The organism is Paenibacillus liaoningensis, from assembly GCF_059609455.1.
This window is the reverse complement of the sequence record NZ_JCAALU010000019.1, coordinates 46,743-70,294: the sequence shown is the minus strand read 5'-3', so window position 1 is coordinate 70,294 and position 23,552 is coordinate 46,743. Positions and strand designations below refer to the sequence as shown.

The 23,552-nt window shown below is 46.9% G+C and carries 16 protein-coding genes; all 16 read left to right on the top strand.

The features are described 5' to 3' along the window. Positions 1 to 41 precede the first annotated feature (41 nt). The 16 genes from AC6B99_RS26765 to AC6B99_RS26690 all read left to right on the top strand — a co-directional run bounded on the left by AC6B99_RS26765 (position 42) and on the right by AC6B99_RS26690 (position 23,530). The gene (locus AC6B99_RS26765) at positions 42 to 3,263 is read left to right on the top strand and encodes an RHS repeat-associated core domain-containing protein (protein ID WP_496664655.1); all 3,222 of its coding nucleotides are present in this window, start codon (positions 42 to 44) and stop codon (positions 3,261 to 3,263) included. Positions 3,264 to 3,281: 18 nt separating this feature from the next. Continuing rightward, positions 3,282 to 4,097, top strand: coding sequence for a hypothetical protein (locus AC6B99_RS26760; RefSeq protein ID WP_496664654.1), 816 nt, complete (start codon positions 3,282 to 3,284; stop codon positions 4,095 to 4,097). Between the two features lie 226 nt (positions 4,098 to 4,323). After that, complete coding sequence (locus tag AC6B99_RS26755; protein WP_496664653.1) at positions 4,324 to 7,518, top strand: RHS repeat-associated core domain-containing protein; 3,195 nt, start codon at positions 4,324 to 4,326, stop codon at positions 7,516 to 7,518. A 6-nt stretch (positions 7,519 to 7,524) separates the two neighbouring features. Next, on the top strand, positions 7,525 to 7,914 hold the full coding sequence (locus AC6B99_RS26750; RefSeq protein WP_496664652.1) for a hypothetical protein: 390 nt from the start codon (positions 7,525 to 7,527) through the stop codon (positions 7,912 to 7,914). A gap of 46 nt (positions 7,915 to 7,960) precedes the next feature. Beyond that, positions 7,961 to 8,224 (top strand): hypothetical protein, encoded by a 264-nt coding sequence (locus AC6B99_RS26745; RefSeq protein WP_496664651.1) that lies wholly within the window; start codon positions 7,961 to 7,963, stop codon positions 8,222 to 8,224. Between the two features lie 601 nt (positions 8,225 to 8,825). Further along, positions 8,826 to 10,349 carry a response regulator gene (locus AC6B99_RS26740; RefSeq protein WP_496664650.1) on the top strand — a complete coding sequence of 508 codons (1,524 nt, stop codon included), beginning with the start codon at positions 8,826 to 8,828 and terminating at the stop codon, positions 10,347 to 10,349. A gap of 74 nt (positions 10,350 to 10,423) precedes the next feature. Beyond that, positions 10,424 to 12,172, top strand: a complete 1,749-nt coding sequence (locus tag AC6B99_RS26735; RefSeq protein ID WP_496664649.1) for a sensor histidine kinase — start codon at positions 10,424 to 10,426, stop codon at positions 12,170 to 12,172. 109 nt (positions 12,173 to 12,281) lie between these two features. Further along, on the top strand, positions 12,282 to 13,658 hold the full coding sequence (locus AC6B99_RS26730) for an ABC transporter substrate-binding protein (protein WP_496664648.1): 1,377 nt from the start codon (positions 12,282 to 12,284) through the stop codon (positions 13,656 to 13,658). Between the two features lie 126 nt (positions 13,659 to 13,784). Beyond that, on the top strand, positions 13,785 to 14,588 hold the full coding sequence (locus tag AC6B99_RS26725) for a carbohydrate ABC transporter permease (RefSeq protein ID WP_155972917.1): 804 nt from the start codon (positions 13,785 to 13,787) through the stop codon (positions 14,586 to 14,588). Positions 14,589 to 14,593: 5 nt separating this feature from the next. Continuing rightward, on the top strand, positions 14,594 to 15,424 hold the full coding sequence (locus AC6B99_RS26720; RefSeq protein WP_496664647.1) for a carbohydrate ABC transporter permease: 831 nt from the start codon (positions 14,594 to 14,596) through the stop codon (positions 15,422 to 15,424). Positions 15,425 to 15,431: 7 nt separating this feature from the next. Next, entirely contained in the window at positions 15,432 to 17,747 is a 2,316-nt protein-coding gene (locus AC6B99_RS26715; RefSeq protein WP_496664646.1) for a beta-L-arabinofuranosidase domain-containing protein, read from the top strand. 58 nt (positions 17,748 to 17,805) lie between these two features. Continuing rightward, entirely contained in the window at positions 17,806 to 18,876 is a 1,071-nt protein-coding gene (locus AC6B99_RS26710; RefSeq protein WP_496664705.1) for a M24 family metallopeptidase, read from the top strand. A gap of 23 nt (positions 18,877 to 18,899) precedes the next feature. Beyond that, the gene (locus AC6B99_RS26705) at positions 18,900 to 20,096 is read left to right on the top strand and encodes an NAD(P)/FAD-dependent oxidoreductase (protein ID WP_056028365.1); all 1,197 of its coding nucleotides are present in this window, start codon (positions 18,900 to 18,902) and stop codon (positions 20,094 to 20,096) included. Continuing rightward, the gene (locus tag AC6B99_RS26700; RefSeq protein WP_496664645.1) at positions 20,093 to 21,094 is read left to right on the top strand and encodes a proline racemase family protein; all 1,002 of its coding nucleotides are present in this window, start codon (positions 20,093 to 20,095) and stop codon (positions 21,092 to 21,094) included. Before AC6B99_RS26705 ends, AC6B99_RS26700 begins: the two co-directional genes overlap by 4 nt. 46 nt (positions 21,095 to 21,140) lie before the next feature. After that, entirely contained in the window at positions 21,141 to 22,142 is a 1,002-nt protein-coding gene (locus tag AC6B99_RS26695) for a proline racemase family protein (protein ID WP_496664644.1), read from the top strand. A gap of 500 nt (positions 22,143 to 22,642) precedes the next feature. Then, a complete protein-coding gene (locus AC6B99_RS26690) occupies positions 22,643 to 23,530 on the top strand; it encodes a dihydrodipicolinate synthase family protein (RefSeq protein ID WP_056028356.1) in 888 nt (295 codons plus the stop codon). Positions 23,531 to 23,552: the final 22 nt, after the last annotated feature.

Here is a 23,552-nt window from a genome sequence, read left to right as displayed (position 1 = left end):
TGCCAGTAGAGTTTACGGGTAAGGATAACGCCTTTAAGCCATTGCGGGATGACGCTCCAGATGCGGGCAAATCAGCTCATACACTTGCCATTGATGAGCAGAAAGATGGGCAAGAGCCGTTGTACCGACTACACCGTGTGGAAAATGAATTTAGCCATCATATTGCCTTATCTTATGACGAATGTGGATTTATACGACAGGTGATGGACAGCGTAGGTCGGGAGCTGGAAGTGGAGACGGATCAAGTGGGGCGCATGACAGCTGTGACTCGTGTATATGGAAAAGGATACAGCCGCAAGCGGGACTTGCTGGTGCGCTACGCGTATAACGAAGCAGGTGATTTGATCGCGATCACGGATGCGCTCGGTCAAACCACGCATATCCGTTATGATCAGCATCTGATGGTGCGCAAGACGGATCGCAACGGCTACAGTTTCCACTGGCATTATGACGGTCCAACGACGGGGGCAAGATGCGTCCATACGTATGGTGATGATGGCTTGCTGGAAGGCAGAATCCGTTATGGCAACGGATTTAATGAGGTAGAGAATAGTCAGGGACACCGGACGGTATTTGAGTATGATGAGCGTTATTTTTGTACGCGTGTAGTAGATCCTTATGGAAATTCCGTGTCGAGCACTTATAATGATTTGGGTGATTTATTAGCGTTTGTAGATGAAGCAGGGAATGTAACAGAAAATGATTATGATGATAAAGGCCAACTTCTGAAAAGCATACAGCCTGACGGAAGCGAATGGGCTTTAAGCTATGATGAAGCCGGACGAATCAAGGAAATACTCAATCCTGAGGGTGGCTCTCGCATATGGCAATACGACCAACAGGGACATGTTGAGCGAATGCGTGGAAGTGATCTCGGAACGTCATTATTCTTTTATAATGACCAACATCTGCTAAGTGAGATTCGCAATGAGCAAGGTGACTCTACCACTATGCATTATGATGAGGATGGTAATGTAACGCAGATCGTGCTGCCGGATGGGAGCAGCGAAGAATGGCAATATAATCATCGCGGTGAGTGTACGCAATCGAGAAGTCCGCTAGGGGCGAAGAAAACCTTTTATTACGACAAGCTGGGTCGCATAGTGAATAGTGAGTTGCCAGACGGCAACATTATAAAATTGTTTTATGATGCCTACGACGAAATTGTACAGGTAGAAGATAACGACCACTGTGTTGTATTTACTTACACGCCGCTGGGGGATCTGACATCACGAGAAGAAAAAGGTCGGCGCATATCTTTTGGCTATAACGCAGAAACAGAGTTGACTGCGGTTATAAATGAAAACGGTGAGCGTTACACGTTTGAGCGAGACAGGAACGGCAATATTTTGCGTGAAACGGGCTTCGATGGGCTGAAAAGAGAGTACGAGCGTAATGCGAGTGGACAAGTGGTTAGAGTGAAACGTCCAGGAAATAAATGGACAGAGTATGACTATGATGCAAGTGGACAAATTGTGCGAACGACGTACAGTGATGGGCTGGAAGAAACCTTCCGTTATAACCGTTTAGGAGAGATGCTGGAGGCGCGAAATCCGTTTGCGGCTTTGCGCTTTGAACGGGATAAGGCGGGGCGTATCCTTCAGGAATGGAGAGACCAATATGTGGTTTACAGTCGCTATGATGCCTTAGGAAATCGCGTGGAATTAAGCAGCAGCTTAGGCGTACAACTTGAGTTGGAGCGTGATGAAGTCGGTCAGGTTAAGGGTATGGTGACTAAGCAGCAACTTCAGACAGAGGAGTCTAAGTGGACATCCCGGATGAAGTATAATGCATTAGGCCAAGAGATAGAACGGTTACTGCCGGGTGGTGTCATAAGCGAGTGGCAATATGATACAACAGGGAGACCTGTCAGGCATAGCGTGAAAACAGGAGGAAGGGAGAGTCGAAGAAGAAATTACAATTGGGCGACCAATGATCGCTTAACGACAACGAATGATGAGTTGGATAATATTCGAATTTCCTATCAGCATGATCCTTATGGAAATCTGATTCGATCATCATCTAATCAGCCCTATGACTGGCATCGTTTGTTCCGTGTCACAGACCAAGTCGACAATCTATACGGTGACCATTCCCGGCAGGATAGAACCTATGGTGCGGGAGGGAGATTGCTTAGCTGCAACGGAGCCACCTATAGCTATGATGACGAAGGGAATTTGAGCCAGAAGACGAATGCAGATGGGACGTATTGGAGCTATGCGTATTATGGAAATGGGCTGCTTAGCAAAGTGGTACGTCCAGATGGGGAAGAAGTTACGTTTACGTATGACAGCTTGGGACGAAGGATAGAGAAGTGTTTTAATGGTAGGGCACATGGTTATGTATGGGATGGGAATAATATCCTGCATGAATGGAAGAATAACATAGAGCAAGGAGAGGGCATACCTTCAAATGAGGCGTTGGATTCGATTTCTTTTACTTCTGTAGGTAAAGAAGCTTCTGCTGAAAACTTGATCACTTGGGTATTTGAGGAAGGAACCTTTCGTCTAGCGGCGAAAATAACTAGCAATGGCACGTTTAGTATAATAACGGATCAACTAGGAACGCCAGTAGAGATGTACGATGAGAGGGGAGAACGAATCTGGTCATGTGAATTGGACATATATGGTGGCATCCTTTCGCTAGGAGTGAAAGGAAAACGTGAAGAATGTCCATTCCGTTACCCAGGACAGTATGAGGATGAGGAAACGAAGCTGTATTATAATCGTTTTCGCTACTATTCGCCCCATGAAGGCATATATATTTCGCAAGATCCTATTGGGTTAAACAGTGGTGTTTATAATTTGTATGCCTATGTTTCTGATCCAAATATCATTATTGATCCGTTTGGCTTAGATTGGAACTACCGTCTAGTTAACAAGGGAGGGCACGCATATTACTTTGGTCGTGCATCTGATAAACAGACAATGAGGGATGTTGCAAGGAGACATTCCAAAAACAAAGGCTCTGACGGCTATCGATTTGGCCAAGGAGATAAGATGGAGCGAGTAACTGAATTTGGTTCCAAAATAGATATGGTAAGAGGAGTTGAGCAAAGAGGAGTTGAGGAAAATAAACTATTGGGTAGGAAAAGTGTTAATGTTAGAGGCAATTTGATTGATGGAATTGCTAAAACAAAACAAAAAACGACTACTGGTCAGAGAAGGCTTTTAAAAGCAGATGATTTTCTTAATGGGGTAAAAGTGAGTGGTCTACCTAGTCTAGATGATTTAAGCTATAAAGAGTTTAAATGTAAGAAGTAGTCTTGAGGGGGAGAATGAATGAACGTAGACAAAAAAGCTTTAAATATTTTTTTGACCTACGATCCTTTGAAACCAGAGGATACATCACAAGAAGAGTATGAGTATGCTAAACAAGCAGGATTGATGTTTGATAAAGTGGAACTGACACATGATTATGTTATTGAACAAGCAGTTAAAGAAGCGGAAAAATGTGATAAAAGACATGTAACTGATTTGTTTTTAGCTAGTTTAAGCACAAACCGACTAGAATGGCGGATTGGATTATCTGCATTTTCCATTGTACGTGTTTCCCCGGTTCATCCATTTAAAGGGGATAGTCGATATTGTGAGGTTTGTTCTGAATCCGCTAATAGCCTTGTCGATCTAACTTTTGTGAATCAAATTAGATATAAAGCAGGAGGGGTTATTTCGGATAGTATTTACGATTTTCCTTTCCTACTAGAGCAGCATAATAAACTAACTAGACAAAAACCCACGGAAGCAGATTTTCAAATATTCAAGTCCATATTGCAAATTCTTTTGAATGCGGAGCCTAATGAGGGGCCTTCCAAAATAGAAAAGAAATTAAAGAAAGTAGAGGGATTTAAATCTACTGGGGAAAGCAGAAAGGCCCTGTTAGATACGCTTGGCATATGCAGTATTTTAGAGACACCAGATCATAAAGGATTTCTTAATGGATTCACTTATTTAGGGACTGCGCCAAGATTTAGACATAGCTCCGATTGGCTATATCCCGTGGACTGGTGGAAAGGGAAGGATGGAATTAATAAAGAAGCATTTAACTTTTGGTTCGGTGATTATACGGAGTTAATCGAAGTGATAGCGGAGCAGTAGAACCCAAAAAACCTTGCAGAGGTCTAAGCCACTGCAAGGTTTTTTTGGATGAATAGGTAGATGCTTTTTATGTCGGAAATTCCTAGCACAGCTTTTGGTCGGACTTGCCGTAGAAGGCAAGGTCATTATGGTTGCTCCGAAAAAAGCGAAGGTACATCTGGATATCAATTCGCAGCAGCCCTAGCAGGGGATTATTGCGGGGAAAGGCTACCGGCTGACTAGACCTGTGCCAGCGAAGCCGCAAGTAGAGTTTGCGGGTACATCAGCCAATGCACTTGCTGCTGAGGAGCAGAGAGATGGACAAGAGCCGTTGTATCGACTGCACCGAGTGGAAAATGAATTTAGCCATCATATTGCCTTATCTTATGACGAATGTGGATTTATACGACAGGTGATGGACAGCGTAGGTCGGGAGCTGGAAGTGGAGACGGATCAAGTGGGGCGCATGACAGCTGTGACTCGTGTATATGGAAAAGGATACAGCCGCAAGCGGGACTTGCTGGTGCGCTACGCGTATAACGAAGCAGGTGATTTGATCGCGATCACGGATGCGCTCGGTCAAACCACGCATATCCGTTATGATCAGCATCTGATGGTGCGCAAGACGGATCGCAACGGCTACAGTTTCCACTGGCATTATGACGGTCCAACGACGGGGGCAAGATGCGTCCATACGTATGGTGATGATGGCTTGCTGGAAGGCAGAATCCGTTATGACAACGGATTTAATGAGGTAGAGAACAGCCAAGGACACCGGACGGTGTTTGAATATGATGAGCGTTATTTTTGTACGCGGTTGGTGAATCCGCTTGGCGGTATCTATGCCTATTCGTACAATGACCAGGCCGATTTAATAAGTGAAACGGATGAAGATGGCATTCAGACTGCGTATGAATACGATGAGCAAGGTCAATTGACGAAGCAGATGGAGATGGAGATGGATGGCAGTGAATGGCGCTTCGCTTATACGGAGAAGGGGCAACTGCTGAAGGTGATTGATCCAGAAGGCGGCATGCAAAGCTGGAAGTATGATGCAAATGGGAATGTGTTGGGAATTTGCGGAACGGATGGGGCAACAACTGCCTTTCAATACGATGAGCAGCATCGTTTAATCGAAGTTAAAAGTCCACTCGGGGCGACTGCGAAGTTCGGTTATGACGAGCAATACAATTTAATTGAAGCCATTTCTGCGAATGGAGCGATCAGCCGCTGGACGTATGATCATCACGGGGCATGTTTGAAAGAAAGCAATGCTGCGGGAGCTAAGCAAATTTTTGCGTATGATGCCTTGGGAAGAGTGACGCAGATCAGTTTGCCGGATGGCGATGTGATGAACCTGCAATACAATGCCTATGACGATGTCATTCTAGCAGAAAATAATCAGCAGCGCGTACGATTCGGGTATACCCCACTAGGCAAGCTGCGCTGGCGAGAGGAAAAGAACAGACGGGTCGATCTTCTTTATAATCAGGAAGAGGAATTGGTCGGCGTTGTAAATGAGCGCGAAGAGCTCTATGAGCTAGAGCGTGATGCGAACGGTCAGATTGTAAGGGAGATTGGTTTTGATGGACTGGTCAGAAGCTATGCGCACAGCCCAGGCGGATTGTTGAAACGGATTACACGACCAGGCAACCGCTGGACAGCCTTCCGCCATAATCTGCAAGGTCAGATTACACAAACGGAATATAGCGATGGTTGGAGGGAGACATACGTCTACAACCGGATCGGTCATTTGCTGGAAACGACGAATCCACACACGACTGTGAAATTCGAGTATAATGAAGCCGGACAACTGATGAAGGAATGGCAAGACGACAATTGGGTCGCGAGCGAATACGATAAGCAGGGTAACCGGATAGCCATGAGCAGCAGTTTGGGCGCGCAGCTTACGATTGACCGAAACGAGATAGGTCAGGTTAAGCGGATGGAAGCACAGCAAGCGCATCAGGAGCAGCGAGGGAATAATTCTTCTACGAGGGAAAATACTTCATGGCAAGCCCGAATGAAATATAATGCGTTGGGGCAAGAAATCGAGCGTTTGCTGCCGGGAGGCATGATAAGTAGCTGGCAATACGATGCTGCTGGTCGTCCCGAGCGCCACAAGGTGAAAGCAGGAGGGAGCGAAAGCCGGAAGAGTACGTATGAATGGGGCATCAACAATCGGTTAAAGTGGATTAAGGATGAACTGAACGGTAAGCGAGCGGCGTATAGCTACAATGATTTTGGTGATCTGGTCGGGTCGGATAGCAGCGAGAACTTCAGTAGGCTTTTTCGGCATACGGATGAGGTTGGGAATTTGTATGGAGACCGATTTGAGCCCGATCGGGAATATGGTTCAGGTGGTCGCTTACTAAGCATGAAGGGGACGCGCTATCGCTACGACGAGGAAGGGCAATTAGTTGAAAAGCTCGAAGCGGGAGGAAAGCGCTGGCAATACGATTATTATGGAAATGGAATGATGAGCAGGGTCGTACGCCCAGACGGGCAAGAAGTAACATTTAAGTACGATCCGCTAGGAAGACGGATAGAAAAGCAATTTGCAGGTATGGTAAACTGTTATGTGTGGGATGGGAATCATATCCTGCATGAATGGAAAAAGGAAAAAGTCGAGGAAGCAGAAGTTGCGAGCGCGATCTCTGAGTCATTGATAACGTGGATTTTTGATGAGGGGACGTTCCATCCAGCGGCGAAAATTACGTCTGAGGGCACGTATAGCATTATAACGAATCATTTAGGGACGCCCGTGGAGATGTATGATGAGAACGGGACGAAAACGTGGTCGTGTGAGTTGGATATCTATGGGCAAATTCCTTGGTATAATCTGCAAGGAAAAAGAAACGCTTGTCCATTCCGTTACCCGGGACAATATGAGGATGAGGAAACGGGATTGTACTACAACCGCTTCCGCTATTATTCGCCGGAAGAGGGCATGTACACGCAGCAAGATCCGATCGGACTAGCGGGCGGGATTAGGTTGTATGGGTATGTGTTAGATCCGAATGTTTGGATCGATCCGTTAGGTTTGAAATCAAAATCAGTGAATGATGCTATAAATAGTTTAATACAAGGAAGACTTGAAATATCTGTGAAATCTAGAAAGGAAGCAGAATTGATACTGTATCAAATGCAATTATTTAAAGGTTATACCAGTTCTTCAGGATTTGATCCATCTTCAGCTAAGACATGGTTTTGGAAAAACACAAGTATAGAGAAAAGGAATTTTTACCATTGGGATGATAAGTGGGTATTTAACAACATACTTAAAGAGTATGTTATTGATGTCCATGATCCTTTTAGTAAAAATCCAGAATTATATAAACACGCTAGAAATCCACATCTTCAATTTCATAATCATGATGGGGGCACTCAACGTGTTTTTTGGGATGATTTTGAAAATCCTAATACGTGTAAAAAAGGATGATTTGAGTTGAGAAAACTTGAAGAAAAGCTTTGGTATGGTGTATTTGTACACAATTCATATAATGTTATAGCACAAGAATTAGAGAGTTGCGAAAAAAATTATAGGAGATTTGCTGCGGTTTATATAATGGAGAAAAATTTAGAAAGAGAGGATTTATTAGAATTAATTAAGGACGGATTGGGAAGCAAATATCTAATGATAATAATTGATATATCGAATGAGTATATAGAAATCTTTAATAACTCTTGGGATTCTGACTTATATGAAAGAGATTTAAAGGTAGTCTTCTCAAGACCAGTAGAGAATGAACTATCTTTATATGAAAGTTGTGAAGAAATGAATGTGAATCCAGAAGGATTTGTAACACCATGGAAATGTGATTATATTTTTGATTAGTACCAGTGTTTGTTTCATAAATAATTTATGAACATGAGTGATCTTGTTGAAAATGGCAGATGCAATGAATACTTATAATCATGCTTTAAACATAATCAAAGAATTTGGTTTTTCAATTTCTGTTTTAGATCACGAAGAATTGTTTGATTGGGAAGCGAAAAAGGAGAGTAATACATTTATCGCTTCTGATCCATTGAGATTGCTGGGTTTAATTTTAATTGGAACAGAATACGGAGAAGAATGGAATGGTATGAACATTCCTAATCACTATGATTTGATCTTGGATGGGCACTATAAAGATAATGCTTAAATCGACAAGGTTTTAGTTTCAAAATCTAAAGGGATCAAATTTAATCAACATATTTATGAGTTAAAAAACCGCGCTCACTTTGGTATTATCCCCTTTAAGTAGACACTTAAAAAAACCTTCATGATATGATGAGGGTTTAAGTGACACTTGGAGGGGATATTTTTATGGCGAAAAAAGGGCAAACATTCCAGGCGTGTACAGAAGAATTCAAAAGGAATGCAGTTAGAGTGTATTTAGAGGGTTCTTCAAGTTATAAGGTGGTAGCCGAACGCGAAGGGATTCGGAATGGTTCACAACTGAAGGTATGAGTGAAAAAGTGGCAAAATGGAGAATCGTTCGACTGTATCAGCTAAAGCAGCGGCAAGGCAGCCGCATCTTCGTCCCGGCAAATGGGATAAGGTGCGCAGCCTTGCCGCTGTTTGCATAACCGGGCAAAGGAACGCTTATAAACGCAATTGGTTGAAAAAATGAAAGTATTGCTTCTGAATCTTTATTGTAATTATTAAGATTGTATATAGAATAGGACGTGTAAATGAAAACAGCTAGAAACATCCCGTTGATATTGCTATAGAAAAGCTATTGAAATGAAGGGGGATGGAAGATGTTGAACGTTTTAGTAGTGGATGATGAACCAAAGCACAGAAGAGGGTTATCCCGGATGCTTAAACATTTAAGGCCGGAATATACCATTTATGATGCGATGGATGGGGCGGAGGCGCTGCAAAGCATGAGCGTGCATCCCATTGATTTGGTGTTCACAGATATTCAGATGCCGATTATGGATGGCCTCGAATTTATGGAGCATCTCATCGAACGCGGGGGAAGCGAATGCATTATTATAATGAGCGCTTATTCGGACTTCGAATACGCGCAGCGTGCTCTGCAATTAGGAGCTAGCGATTATTTGCTGAAGCCGGTTGAAGAACAAAAAATCGTCCAGCTGCTCGCGAAAACCGAAAATAAAATGCACGCTATACGCCTCGCCTCCGTGGAGGCTTCCCTTGCCGAATTGTTTGAAGGATTGCCGGATAAGGACGATTATCAGCGGCTTGAAAGAGCCTTTCCCGCTGTTAAGCAGGGTATGGTTATGGCCGCAGTGCTGAATTCGAAAATCGGGACTGGCGATCGCAAATGGATGCTGAGTGAGCTCAAAGCGAAGCTGGAAGCAGCCTTGAAGGCGCAAGGATTTTCCTTCGCTTTCTACCAGTCTGATAAGGTGCTTCACACCATGATCATTAGCGGGGAAAACGCACCAATCGTCACCCCCGAATGGGAAGGCAGGCTGCGAATGCTCATCCGCCATTTCTCTGCCCAGCATGCAGCCGAATTAACGTTTGGCTTGGGGAGCAGCTTCACCAGTTGGGAGCATGAAGCCAGGGAATCTTTTAAACAAGCTAATCTCGCCTTACAAACGCGATTTTACAAGGGCGGAGGCGTTCTGCTCGAAGCCGAGCAAATGAATGACAGCAGTCATCGGGCGCTGCTGAAGCTAGAGGTGCGTTTTTTGACAGACGCTGTTGTATCGGGCGATAAGCCCGGCATTCGTTCGTATTTGGATTCCATCATTAATCAAGCGACCGCAAGCAGCTTCCCCCAGCCTGAAAAGCTAGTATATGCCATCGCTGCTGCTATCCATCATTTAACCTCCTGCTTAATGGAAAAAGGGCTGCTTTCTTTCAATAGCACGGCATTGGAGGAAGCGCTGCTGCAATGCCATACCGTCGAGCAATTAAAAAATGCGGCTCAGGCATGGATTTTCGAGTTGGCCGATTGTTTGGATAATCGAACCTCTTATCGCAGCGAAGCTATCATTGTTGCCTGCAAAGCCTATATTGAAAACCACTATGACGAAGAATTGTCCCTCAGTACGATCGCTGCGAAATTTCATTTTAATGCTTCTTACTTTTGTTTGTTATTCAAAACGCATACCCATACGACCATTAACCAATATATTATGCAAACGAGAATGAAGGCTGCCGCCGGACAATTGTTGCAAACCTCGCAAAAGGTGTACCAAATTGCCGAAAACGTCGGATACAAGGATGTAAAATATTTCATCCGGCTGTTCCGCAAGGAATATGGCAGCAGTCCAGAGGAATATCGTCATTTATCTGCTTCTCGTTAAAGGAGGGGGTTTAGCTGCGTACGCCTTATTTTTTACATCGCTTTCAAAAGTATTTTAGCTTTCGGTCTAAGCTTTTGCTCACCTATGCGCTCATCGTCACGCTGCCGCTCGTCATATTGAGCTCAAAATATTTTTATTCCAGCAGGGAATTTGTTTCGGATTTTGCCCGGCAAAACCTTTATTCGATCGTGAAGCAGAACAATGAAATCATTGATGAAGAGCTTTCGCGGGTGGAAGAAAGCAGTCTGGCCATGTTCGCCGATCAGGTGCTGTATGAGCAATACTTGCATGCGGACCCAAAGGACGAATACAGCATGATTACGATGGAGAAAAAAGTGAATCAAGTCATCAGCAAATATTTCCTCGATTTAAATCAAATCTACTCGATTCATTTGATGACGAGCTATGCGAATATCGGCACGTCTACTTTTATTCCGTATCAGGATTTTAATAAGACCGCTTTATATCAAAGGGCATGGGCAGGAAACGGGGGGATGGCATGGGTGCCGACGTTTTCATTCGATCGGATGTTTGACCGGAAAACGAGCCAAGTGAGGCCGCCAGAATATGCCCATCTATTGTCGGGTGTACGCCTGCTCAAGTTGTTTCAGATTAATAATAGCGAAGTGATCGAGCTGCAAGGGAAGGCTGAGCTGCCGGTGCTGGTCGTGACCTATAATCCTGAGATGTACGGCGCACATTTGTCGGGAGCACTTCCTGCTGATGGCGCTTCTTATTTTATTATGAGTGCGGAAGGCGAGCCCATATCTGGCACGGATATGTTTAAAGAAGCCCGCCTCGGCAAGCCCGCATGGCTCGATGAGATCGCAGCGATGAAAAGCGGCACGATAACCGTTATGCAGGATGGAAAGCCGCTGATCGTTTGCTTTGATACGTCTAAAGTAACGGGCTGGATATCGGGCATTACGATTTCCCCAGGAAAGCTCATGGCCTCTTTTTTGCCGGAAATAAAATCCTATACGCTGTACTTGGCTGTATTTCTGCTTATCGTATCGCTTCTGCTGGCTTATATATTCGCGAGCTCCATTACGAAGCCTATTCATCAGCTGCTGAAAGCGATAAAAAAGACAGGAGAGGGCGAATTTGATACTAGAATCCCCGTCGAGTCCTATAACGAGATGGGTTATCTCATTCACAAATACAATCAAATGAATGTGAAAATCAATCGATTAATCGAAGAAAATTACATCGTCAAGCTAAGGGAGAAAGAAACGCAAATTATGTCGCTGAATATACAGCTTAACCCTCATTTTTTGTATAACACCTTAAACATTATGAATTGGACCGCTTTGGAAAATAATCAGAAGGAATTAAGCAGCATGATCGTCAGCTTATCTGCGATGCTGCAATACACATCTGCAAATAGCCAGGACATAGGCGATTTCAATGATGATTTAAATTGGCTCAAGCATTATATTTTTATCACGGATCAACGCTTTGAAGGGAAATTTGCCGTTACCTATGACATTGCTCCCGAGCTTTATACATACACGGTGCCCAAGCTTTTTTTACAGCCCTTTGTTGAAAATGCGATCGTGCATGGCTTTGCCCATATTCATCGCGGCGGGCTTATTCACATTCGCGGCTGGCTGGAGGACAAGCAGCGCTGCTTCACGGTCGAAGATAACGGCATCGGCATTCCAGAGAGCCAAATTGCGTCTTTGACCGAAACGGAAAGCAGCTCGATCGGCATTCAAAATGTCGACAAACGAATAAAGCTTATCTACGGAGATTTATATGGCGTTACCATTCATTCCCAGCCTCAACAGGGCACGGTGGTGAAAATTCATTTGCCTATATAGAAAAAGCGAAGATCCTCCACCAATACAAAAATGTTCGAATTCTTTTTATAGCGGCTCTTATTTACAATAAAACTATAAACCATTTGTAAATATGATGGAGGGCGAGCCAATGAAAAAAGCTAAACGTTTAACCGCATTAGCTTTGTCGGCAGTTTTTTCGATGACAGTCCTACTGACAGCCTGCTCCAGCGATGAAGGGTCTCCTGAAAATCAATCCGGCGTAAAACCACCGAAAGACGGCGAGCAGGTTACGCTTAAATTTTCCTTTTGGGGCGATACGATCGAGAAGAAGACGGTTACGGATGCGCTTAAGCGTTTTGAGCAAGAAACGGGCATCATCGTTGAGCCTATGCATGTGCCATCGGATTATTTGACGAAGCTGACGACGATGGTAGCCGGAAATGTGGCACCCGATCTCGGTTATTTGTCTTCTGGCGCGGCGCTCACCTGGGCAGAGGATGGAAAGCTGCTTAATCTCACCCCGCTCATTGAAGGCGATCCCGATTTTAAGAAGGAAGATTATTTAGATCAAATTTGGTACGATTACGCGCCTGGCAAGACGATCGGAATGAGCACGGCAGTCGAAGGCTACGGACTCATGTACAACAAGGATATGCTGCTGGACGCGGGCGTGGAGCTGCCTCCGACAGAAGCAGGCAAGGCATGGGACTGGGATACGTTTATCGAATATTCAAAAAAATTAACGCTGGATGACACGGGAAAAAATGCGCTGGACCCTGCCTTTAATCCAAATAAAATCAAACAGTACGGCTTCCAATATGATCCTTACAACATGATGGCAGCGGTTGTGTCCAATGGCGGCAACTTCTTAACGGAAGACGGCAAGGGCTTTGGACTAGTGGAGCCGGAAGCGATCGAAGCGATTCAAAAGCTTGCGGACTTAATGTATGTTCACCATGTTTCACCTACCCCGCTCCAAACGAAAAGCCTTCCCGATATGGCGCTGCAGACGAAAAAAGTCGCCATGACCGTATCTGGAAACTGGGCTCTGCAAGCATTCGCCGAACAGGACTTTAATCTAGGCGTAGGTGTTCTTCCCAAATTAAAAGATAGCAATACGCTGCTGGATGGCGCACCGACGGTCATATTCAGCTCAACCAAACATCCTGCGGAAGCATGGCTGCTTTATAAATATATGGCTGATCCGGAATCGGTGCTGCCGCTGATCGCAGGCGGATTGTGGATGCCGCTCAAAAAAGCGTGGTATACCGATCCAGAGCTGATCAGCAAATGGGCTTCAGGAAACAAAGCACATCCAGAGGGCTATACGGAATCCTTTATGAAGCAAACGCTGGAGAACGGCATACGGACGCCAGGCTTTGAGGTGAAAAATCTAGCTAAAATCAATGCGCTCGTCACGCCTGCCCTTGATTTGGTATGGACGGGCAAGGAAACGGCCGAGCAAGCGTTAAAAGGGGTTGAACCTAAAGTGGAGCCGCTGATTCAGGGCTATTACGGAAGGTAGCCAGGGGGATAGCCATTCGCCCGGAGAGGAGGTTTTTTTATCACTCGTAAACGCCGTATTGCGCTTGCTGGCATCCTGTTTGCCTTGCCCAGCATTTTGGGCCTGCTCACTTTCACCATTTTGCCGATGCTATCAAGCTTATTGCTAAGCTTCACGGATTATCGCATTGTGAATACGCCGAAATTTATCGGATTCGACAATTATACGAGGCTTTTTGATGGCACGGATCAATATTTTTACAACTCTTTAGCGGTTACTTTTAAGTACGTGATTTTAAGAGTTCCTCTCGGGCTTATGTTTTCATTTATCGTCGCCTTTTTGCTTAATATGGAGTTTATTCGCGGCAAGTCGATTTTTCGAACGATCTTTTATTTGCCCGTGATTGTCCCTGCTGTCGCTTCTTCAATGATTTGGATTTGGTTGTTCAGTCCTGACTTGGGACTATTCAACAGCTTTCTGGAAGCGCTCAATCTCCCAACTTTAAACTGGCTTTATTCAGAGGAGACGGTCGTTCCTTCTATTGTTCTTATGAGCCTTTGGGGGATGGGGAGCACGATCATCATTTTTCTGGCGGGCTTGCAAGGTGTACCGAGATCGTTGTACGAGGCGGCTATCGTCGATGGTGCAGGCGCCATGCGCAAATTTCTGCACATTACGATACCGATGATGACGCCGATTATTTTCTTTAATTTGATTATGGGGTCGATTGGCGCCTTTCAGGTGTTCACCGAAGCGCTCATTATGACCCAGGGCGGACCAAACAATGCGAGCTTGTTCTATAACTATTACATTTATCGGGAGGCCTTTTTATTTGGGGAAATGGGGCATGCTTCGGCGATTGCCTGGATTCTCTTTATTATCATCCTCATTGTAACGGCGATTTTTTTCCGGACTTCGAAATCATGGGTATTTTATGAAAGCGAGGTGTAGCCCATATGCTGAGAAGTCGCCGAATTTCGCAAATAATCGTCTATTTTTTCCTGCTCCTAGGAGCCGCTTTTTGCCTGCTGCCGCTGTTCTGGCTTATACGCAGCTCGCTCATGACGTCGTTGCAAATTTTTGAAATGCCGCCCAAGTGGATTCCTGCCCCGTTTCAATTTCAAAACTATGTGGAGGCGCTGACATCGATCGATTTCTTCCGCTTTTTCCGAAATACGCTGACCATTACGGTGAGCTGCTTGGCAGGAGCGCTGATCAGCAGCTCGCTTGGCGCGTATAGCTATGCCAGGCTGAGCTGGCCGGGGAGAAATATTTTTTTCTCCTTGCTGTTAGCCAGCATGATGCTGCCTAGCGCAGTCACCTTGATTCCTACCTTTATTGGCTGGCGATTGGTAGATCTCATTAATACGTATTTCCCGCTTATTATGCCGGTCTGGTTTGGCTCAGCGTTTGACATTTTTTTGCTTAGACAGTTTTATTCGAGCATTCCAAAAGATTTGGATGAAGCGGCGTATGTCGATGGAGCGGGCCCCTGGACTATTTTTTACCGCATCATTATCCCTTTGTCTAAGCCGGCTTTAATCGTCATTGGACTGTTTTCGTTTATGAATTCCTGGAATGATTTTATGGGGCCGCTCGTTTATTTGAACGAGGAAAGCAAATTTACGATGGCGCTTGGCCTCCAAATGTTTCAGTCGCTGCACAGTGCGCAGTGGCATTTGCTAATGGCCGCTTCCACCTTTGTCATTATGCCTGTCATCATCGTGTTTTTTATAGGGCAGCGTTATTTTATTGAAGGCATTACGTTAACCGGTATGAAAGGGTGATAACCAAATGAAAGCAAGCATGAGAATTAAGCAAGCGGCACAAGCTTTCGCATTAGGCGAGGTTAAGCTGCTGGAGGGGCCATTTAAGCATGCGATGGAAACGAATCGCCGTTATCTTCTGGAGCTTGAGCCAGACCGACTGCTGGCTAGATTTAGAGAATATGCAGGACTTGAGCCGCGAGCGCCGCAATATGGGGGCTGGGAAGCAGAGAGCTTGTCGGGACATACGTTAGGGCATTATTTATCCGCGTGCTCGATGATGTATAGCTCTTTGACAGAGGCGGAATTCAAGGAAAGAGTCGATTATATTACGGATGAGCTTGAGCTTTGCCAAAATAAGCATGGGGATGGTTATGTTTCTGGCATTCCGCGCGGCAAGGAAGTTTTCCATGAAGTGGCTTCCGGAAATATTCAATCCAAGGGATTTGACTTGAATGGGGCCTGGGCGCCCTTGTACACGCTGCATAAGTTGTTTGCGGGACTGAGGGATGCTTACCGGCTAACCGGCAATGAGAAAGCGCTCGTTGTGGAAAGGAAGCTTGCCGACTGGGTTGAAGGCATTCTCGCGCCGCTGTCTACAGAGCAAATGGAAGAAATGATGATTTGCGAGTATGGCGGCATGAACGAGGTTTTAGCTGATCTATATGCCGATACGAATGAATACAAATATTTAACGTTAGCCGAGAAATTTTGGCATAAGCTTGTCCTTGATCCGCTTGCTGAGCATGTGGACTGCCTGCCCGGAAAGCATGCGAATACCCAAATTCCGAAGCTGATTGGCCTAGCGAAGGAATATGAATGGACTAGCGACGAGAAGCGCCGGGATACGGCTGAGTTTTTCTGGAACAGCGTCGTTCATCACCATTCCTATGCGAATGGCGGCAATAGCTTTGGCGAATATTTTGGCGATGCGGATTCGTTTAATGACAGGCTGGGGCCGCAAACGACGGAAACGTGCAACACCTACAATATGCTGAAGCTGACGAAGCATCTGTTTGAGTGGAAAGCATCAGCTGTGGAAGCCGACTATTATGAACGGGCGCTGTTTAATCATATACTCGCGTCCCAGCATCCGGAGTCTGGCGGCATGACGTATTTTTTGTCGCTGGCAATGGGCGGGCATAAAATTTTTGATGACAAATTCGACGATTTCACCTGCTGCATCGGCACAGGAATGGAAAGCCAGGCCAGCTATGGCAGCGCGATTTATTTTAAAGGGGAAGACCAACTGTTTGTGAACCAGTTTATCCATTCCGAGCTGGCGTGGACGGAAAAGGGCGTCACGCTGCTGCAGGAGACGGAATATCCGTTGGACGATGTGATAGGGCTCAAGCTATCGTGCGCGAAGCCTGTTCAGTTCAGTCTCAACATTCGCTATCCGGGCTGGGCGGAGCAAGGGGTTTCCATTGAAATTAATGGTGAACCGATAGCGGTTGACCAATCCCCTGGCTCCTTTATTGCGATCAACCGTTTATGGATCGACGGGGATTTGATTCGGGTTGTTATTCCGATGTCGCTAAGGCTGGAGGCTATGGCAGACAATGCCGATCGCGCAGCGATTTTTTATGGACCTGTGCTGCTTGCGGGTGATCTGGGGAGCCATGATGATCCCCATGCTTCCGAGTATCTTTATGCGCCTGTTTTGCTGGCAAAAGGGAAGCCGCTGGATACATGGCTGGAAGCTGTGCCTGGCAAAAGCTTGGCTTTCCAAAGCAAATTGGTCGGTTACCCCCGCAATGTGGAGCTTGCGTCATTTTACCAAATGGTTGACCGTTCCTATACCGTTTATTGGGACTTGTTCACGCCGGATGGCTGGGCAATAGCGGAAGCGGATTACAGAAAAGTGATGGAAAAGATGCAAAGGCTGGAGCAATGCACAATTGATTATGCGCAGCCAGGAGAAATGCAGCCGGAGCGTGACCATGATTTTAAAGGCGACAGCTCGACTCGCGTCGGCATGTTGAACCGCAGGGCATTCCGCATGGCGGGCCAAGGCGGGTGGTTCTCGTTCGATTTGAAGGTGAAGCCCGAAAGCGAAATGATGCTGGTCGTGACTTATACATCGGCACAAGAGATGCCGAATTGCGAGTTTGATGTCTGTTTGAATGGCGAGCTGCTGACAGAGGTGGAGGAAGGTTTTACGGAAGAGGATAAGTTCTATAATGTAAACTTCCCGCTCCCGGCTGCAGCACTTGCTGGTGCCGAGAAGGTAACCGTTACATTCCAAGGCAAAGAAGGAAAACGCATTCGCCGCGTATTCGGCCTTCGGATAGTGGATCGCGAGCAATATAAGCAGCTGGGCGTGCAAAGCGACTCTATTTAAAAGCATGGTGAATAGGCGAAGCGGAATGAAAGAATGGACTGGAGGGAGCGTGAAGCAAATGGAAGCCCAGCGGCTCAAGAGGATTAGGGAACAGCTGGAACGCGAGCAGCTAGACGGGATATTGATTGCAAGTCCATACAATCGCAGATATTTGACCGGATTTACGGGTACAGCGGGATTTGTGGCAATTACGAAGGATCAGGCACTGCTTATCACTGATTTTCGCTATACGCGTCAAGCGGCGCAGCAGGCGGTTGAATACGAGGTTATCCAGTATGCAGGCAAGCCATTTGAGCTTATTCGGGAAAAGCTGGACGAGGCGGGAGCCCGCAAGCTCGGGTTTGAGAAAACTCATGTGACATTGGCAGGCTATGAAGCCTACGAGGAATCTTTTAACGGACTAGAGCTTATCCCGACCCAAAATATCGTTGAAAAGCTGCGCGGCATTAAAGATGAGCGCGAGCAAGGGCATATTCGCAAGGCGATCGACATTACGGAAAAAGCGTTTGACCATATTTTAGGCGTCATGAAGCCGGGCCTATCTGAGAGGGACGTATCTGCCGAGCTCGAATATTTTATGCGTAAAAATGGGGCGACCTCTTCGGCTTATGCTACGATTGTAGCCTCCGGCCTGCGTTCGGCATTGCCGCATGGGCTCGCGAGCGACAAGCTGCTGGGAACGAACGAATTCGTTACTCTTGATTTTGGAGCGAGCTATGAAGGCTATTGCTCCGACTTGACTAGGACGGTGTTTATTGGCAAGCCGGAAGAGCGGCATAAAGAAATTTATAAGATTGTATTGGAAGCGAACGAGACCACCTTAAATGGACTAAAGCCGGGCATGACAGGCAAGGAAGGCGATTCGCTGGGACGGGACTGCATTGCTGGCTACGGGTACGGGGAGTATTTTGGCCATGGGCTCGGTCATGCGTTTGGCTTGGAAATCCATGAATGGATGGGCTTTTCCCAGAAGTCGGATGATGTTTTGCAGCCGGGGATGATTTTGACAGTCGAGCCTGGCATTTATATCCCTGATTTTGGAGGCGTCCGTATCGAGGATGATATTTTGATCACAGACACAGGCATTGAAGTGCTGACGAAGTCGAATAAGGAATTAATCGTTTTGTAATGTAGAAGGAGGTGGCCTCGTCCATGCATGCTGAATCTGCGGAAGTCGTCATCATTGGCGGAGGCATCATTGGGATGGCCATCGCCTATTATACGGCCAAATTAGGGATGGACGTTCTCGTTGTCGAGCGCGGGGAGATTGCGGGGGGAACCTCCTCCAAATGCGACGGCAATATTTTAGCCATTGATAAAGACCCCGGCTTCGACAGCCAAATGTCCTTGAAATCCCAGCAATTAGTCGCTGAACTGGTGCAGGAGCTTGATGAGGAGTTCGAGTATCGGGCACCCGGAAGCATTCTCGTCTGCGAGACGGAGGAAGAGATGATCGCTGCTGAGCGCTGGGTTTCCCGGCAAAAGCAGGCAGGACTCCCCTTTCGGATGCTCGATCAGAAGGACCTCAGAGACGAATGGCCTTATATGGCCGAGGATTTATTAGGCGGTTTAGAGTGTGCAACGGATTCTACGGTTAACCCCGTATTGCTAACCTACTCCTTGGCTGCAACCGCTCGCCGTCATGGTGCCCGTTTTCGAACGCATACGGCGGTGACAGCGATTTTGCTCGATGAGAAGCGGAGAATTCGGGGAGTAGAGACAGCGGCAGGCACGATTAAAGCGAAAATCGTCATTAATGCGGCTGGCGTATGGTCGAAGCTTATTGGACAAATGGTAGGTATCGATATTCCAATTGAGCCGCGAAAAGGCCATATCCTCGTCGCTGCCCGCTCAGCCAACATTGGGAAACGGAAGGTGATGGAATTCGGCTATTTGATTAGCAAGTTTGGCGGGAAGCGGCAAGTCGATCCCAAGTTCGAAGCGTATGGCATTGCCCTCGTATTCGAACCAACCGCTTCCCAAAACTTTTTAATCGGATCGAGCCGCCAATTTGCCGGTATGGATACCCGCGTGGATCAGGAGGTCATTCGGCTTATTGCGCAGAGAGCGATCCGTTTCTTTCCGGTCATGGAGCATATTCCGATGCTTCGAACGTACGCTGGCCTAAGGCCATGGACAGCCGATCATTTGCCTATCGTTTCACCAATCGACGAAATACCAGGTTTTTATGTAGCAGCCGGTCATGAAGGGGATGGAATCAGCCTCGCCGCGGTTACGGGGAAGGTCATCAGTGAAATGTTAAGCGAAGCCGAGACCTGCATTCCGGCCCAGCCGCTGCGCTATGACCGATTCCGTCGTGGCGACGTTAATCAGGAGGTAGTCCTATGAAGCTTTCCAAACTGGTGACCACCATCGATACCCATACGGGAGGCAATCCGACCCGAACCGTTACGAGCGGAGCGCCGGAGCTGATCGGAAGCACGATGACCGAGAAGATGGTTTATATGTCCGAGCATTTTGACCATTTTCGCAAAGCGTTGATGTTTGAGCCCCGGGGCCATGAAGTGATGTCCGGCTGTATTTTGACTCCACCGTGTGATAAAACAGCCGATATCGGCGTCGTTTTTATTGAGACGGGCGGCTATTTGCCGATGTGCGGGCATGATACGATTGGCCTTTGCACGGCGCTGATTGAGGGCGGGATCTACCCTGAAAGCAAAAACGTCATTCGGCTGGATACGCCAGCGGGGCTTGTGGAAGCCCAGCTTGACATCGCGCAGGGAAAAGTCAAAGAAGTGACGTTCACGAATATTGCTTCTTTTTTGTACAAAAAGGATGTCCGGCTCCAAGTTGAAGGAATTGGAGAAATTTCCGTTGATATTGCGTATGGCGGCAATTTTTACGGCTTGGTTGATGCGCGTCTGCTGCAGCTGCCCTTAGTGCCAAATCGGGCTTCGGAAATCGTCCGCTTGGCGATCAAAATTCGGGAGGCGATTAACGAAAGCATGGAAGTAGTGCATCCCGAAATTCCAGTCATTCGCGGGCTGACCCATATTGAGTTTTACAGCGATCCCGTATCGCCTGCTGCCCATTGCCGCAATACGGTCGTCGTGCCTCCGGGAGGAATTGACCGTTCGCCATGCGGGACGGGAACCTCGGCGAAGGTAGCTGTGCTGCATGCCAAGGGCGAGCTTTCCAAGGAGCAGGAATTTGTGCATGAAAGCATTGTAGGCTCTGTGTTCCGGGCTAAAATTTTGGAGGAAACAACGGTAGGCGGCTTGCCGGCCGTCATCCCGCAAATATCAGGGTCAGCCTGGGTAACAGGCTTTCACCAGTTTGTTTTTCACGAGCAGGATGAGCTGGATAGCGGTTTTTTCTTGCTTTAATTCTACTCTGAATTTGCTCTAACGCTGGTTTGATGGAGGCTTGGATATGGAAATTAACAAATGGTATGCAGCGATTGATACGCATTCCGGGGGAGAGCCTCTTCGCATCCTGACAGGCGGCTTGCCGCAAATGGCGGGCGCCTCACAGCAAGCCAAGTCGGTAGTTTTCAAGCAGCATTATGATTCCATAAGGAAACTGCTTATGGCTGAACCGCGAGGACATTACGGCATGACAGGTGCCATCGTTACAGCTCCCGTATCGGAGGAAGCCCAGTTCGGCTTGTTGTTTTTGAATCAGGGAGGATTTGCTGCTATAAGCGGGCATGGAATCTTCGCGGTCGTAACGGCATGGGTTGCGACGGGGCAACTGGATGCGGCTATTGCCGCCGAAGGTATATTAATTGACTGCCCAGCGGGAAAGGTAAAAGCTATTGCTAGCTGCGAAGGGCAGGAAGTACGAACGGTATCCTTCCACAATGTTCCGAGTTTCGTCTATGCGGAGTCTCTTGCATTGACCATCCAAGACATTGAACTACGTGTCGATATTGCTTTCAGCGGGGAGTTTTATGCGGTTGTCGATGCTGCCGGGCTTGGCGGTAGACGGTCGATCCCTGAGCTTCAAGCATGCGGAGGGTTAATCCGCAAAGCCATTGAAGCGCAGCTGGAGGTTAAGCATCTCGTGCTGGAAGGGGTTAGCGGCATTCATGGCGTGTTTTTTTATGAAAAGGCTGAGGGCGATTCGGTTAATCCGGTCTATCGCAGCTGGTCCATATTTGCTGGCGAACAGCTTGATCGCTCTCCCGGAGGAGCGGGGGCCTGCGCCCATATGACGGTTCTGAACCATAAGGGGCTGCTGAAGCGCGGGCAGCAGGTTGTTTATGAAGGCAGCGCTGGAACGCGTGCAGTTGGCAGCGTGGAGGAGGAAATATGTGCGTTCGGGCAAAAAGCCGTCATTCCACAGCTAACAGGAAGTGCTTATGTGCTGGGCTTTATGAATTTTGTACTCGATTCTAACGATCCGCTGGCTGATGGATTCGTACTGTACTAGAACGTGTATGAAAAAGGGGGCCCTTGCTGCTGCTCCTTGCTTTGTGCCTATTCGATGCCAATTTCTTCTGACAATTCAAGGCTTAAGGAACCACAGTATGCGATTGTGGCTGAGAACATAGTTGCAGAGAGCAATGCGGCTCAGAGTACGCCGTTTTGGAAGTTCATTCCTTTTTTCGCGGACTGAGGTTCCGCTATTCTGGATTTTAATCCCATTTTAGGCCTTAAGCGGACAGGAGATCCGCTATTGCCTTCATAATCCTCTGAAAATGACGATGGACAGCGCATTAGCGGCACCTGAGTCCGCAGACTATGCCAAAACCAGTGATTCGATTGAAATAACGGCTGCTGTGTCCTCCAAGCTGTGTCCACGAAGTCTATCTTTGTGTCTTCGTGCAGGGAGCATCCACCTGAAACGAGCAGCATGAAGCTGCTTTTTGCATATAGGGTTTAGAAGGTCAAAAATCTAAACGATTAACATTCGAGAGGAGCAATTTTGAAATGGCAAAATTTGAAGGTGTTTATGTGGCAATCGTTACCCCTTTCACTGCTTCCTATGAAGTCGACTATAAGCGATTGACGGAGCATTGCGATTGGCTTATCGCAAATGGCATAAGCGGGCTTGTTCCTACTGGATCTCTTGGCGAATATGCAACGATGAGCAATGAGGAACGAGCACAGGTAGTGGAGACGGTCATAGAAGCCGCAGCAGGGCGGGTGCCTGTCGTTGTTGGTTCGGCCGCGCCTTCTACGAAGCAGGCGGTCGCATGGGTTCAGCATGCCAAAGATTCAGGTGCGGCAGGGGTTATGGCGCTGCCTCCTATTAATTACAAGCCGCTTGAGCATGAAGTTGTCGCTCATTACGAAGCGCTGAATGAGGTAGGACTTCCCATTGTAGCGTACAACAATCCTCATGATTATAAAGTAGATTTGACGCCGCAGTTTCTTGCGAAGCTTTCCAAATTTGATCATGTCGTTGCGGTAAAAGAGTTTTCTGGCGACATCCGCCGCGTGCATGATATTTTGGCCCAAACCAATCTTGAAGTTATGATCGGCGTAGATGATTTGGCGATGGAAGGCCCGCTGTTTGGCGCAACAGGCTGGATTTCCGGTGTGCCCAATGCGCTGCCGAAGGAAGGCGTAGAGTTGTTTAACCTTGCCAGACAAGGGAAAATGCAAGAGGCAAGCGCGCTTTATCGCCGTCTGCTGCCTTTGTTCCATATGGATGCCAGCCCTCAGCTCGTTCAATCGATCAAATATATGATGGAGTTGGCGGGATTCCCGGTCGGTCCTACACGTCCGCCGCGCCTGCCTTTGCCAGAAGCAGATTACCAGCTCATTAGAGAAGCTTTTGAATACGCGGTTAGACCTAATCAGCCAGCAAATTAACGGAATGATGAGTTTAAAGTAG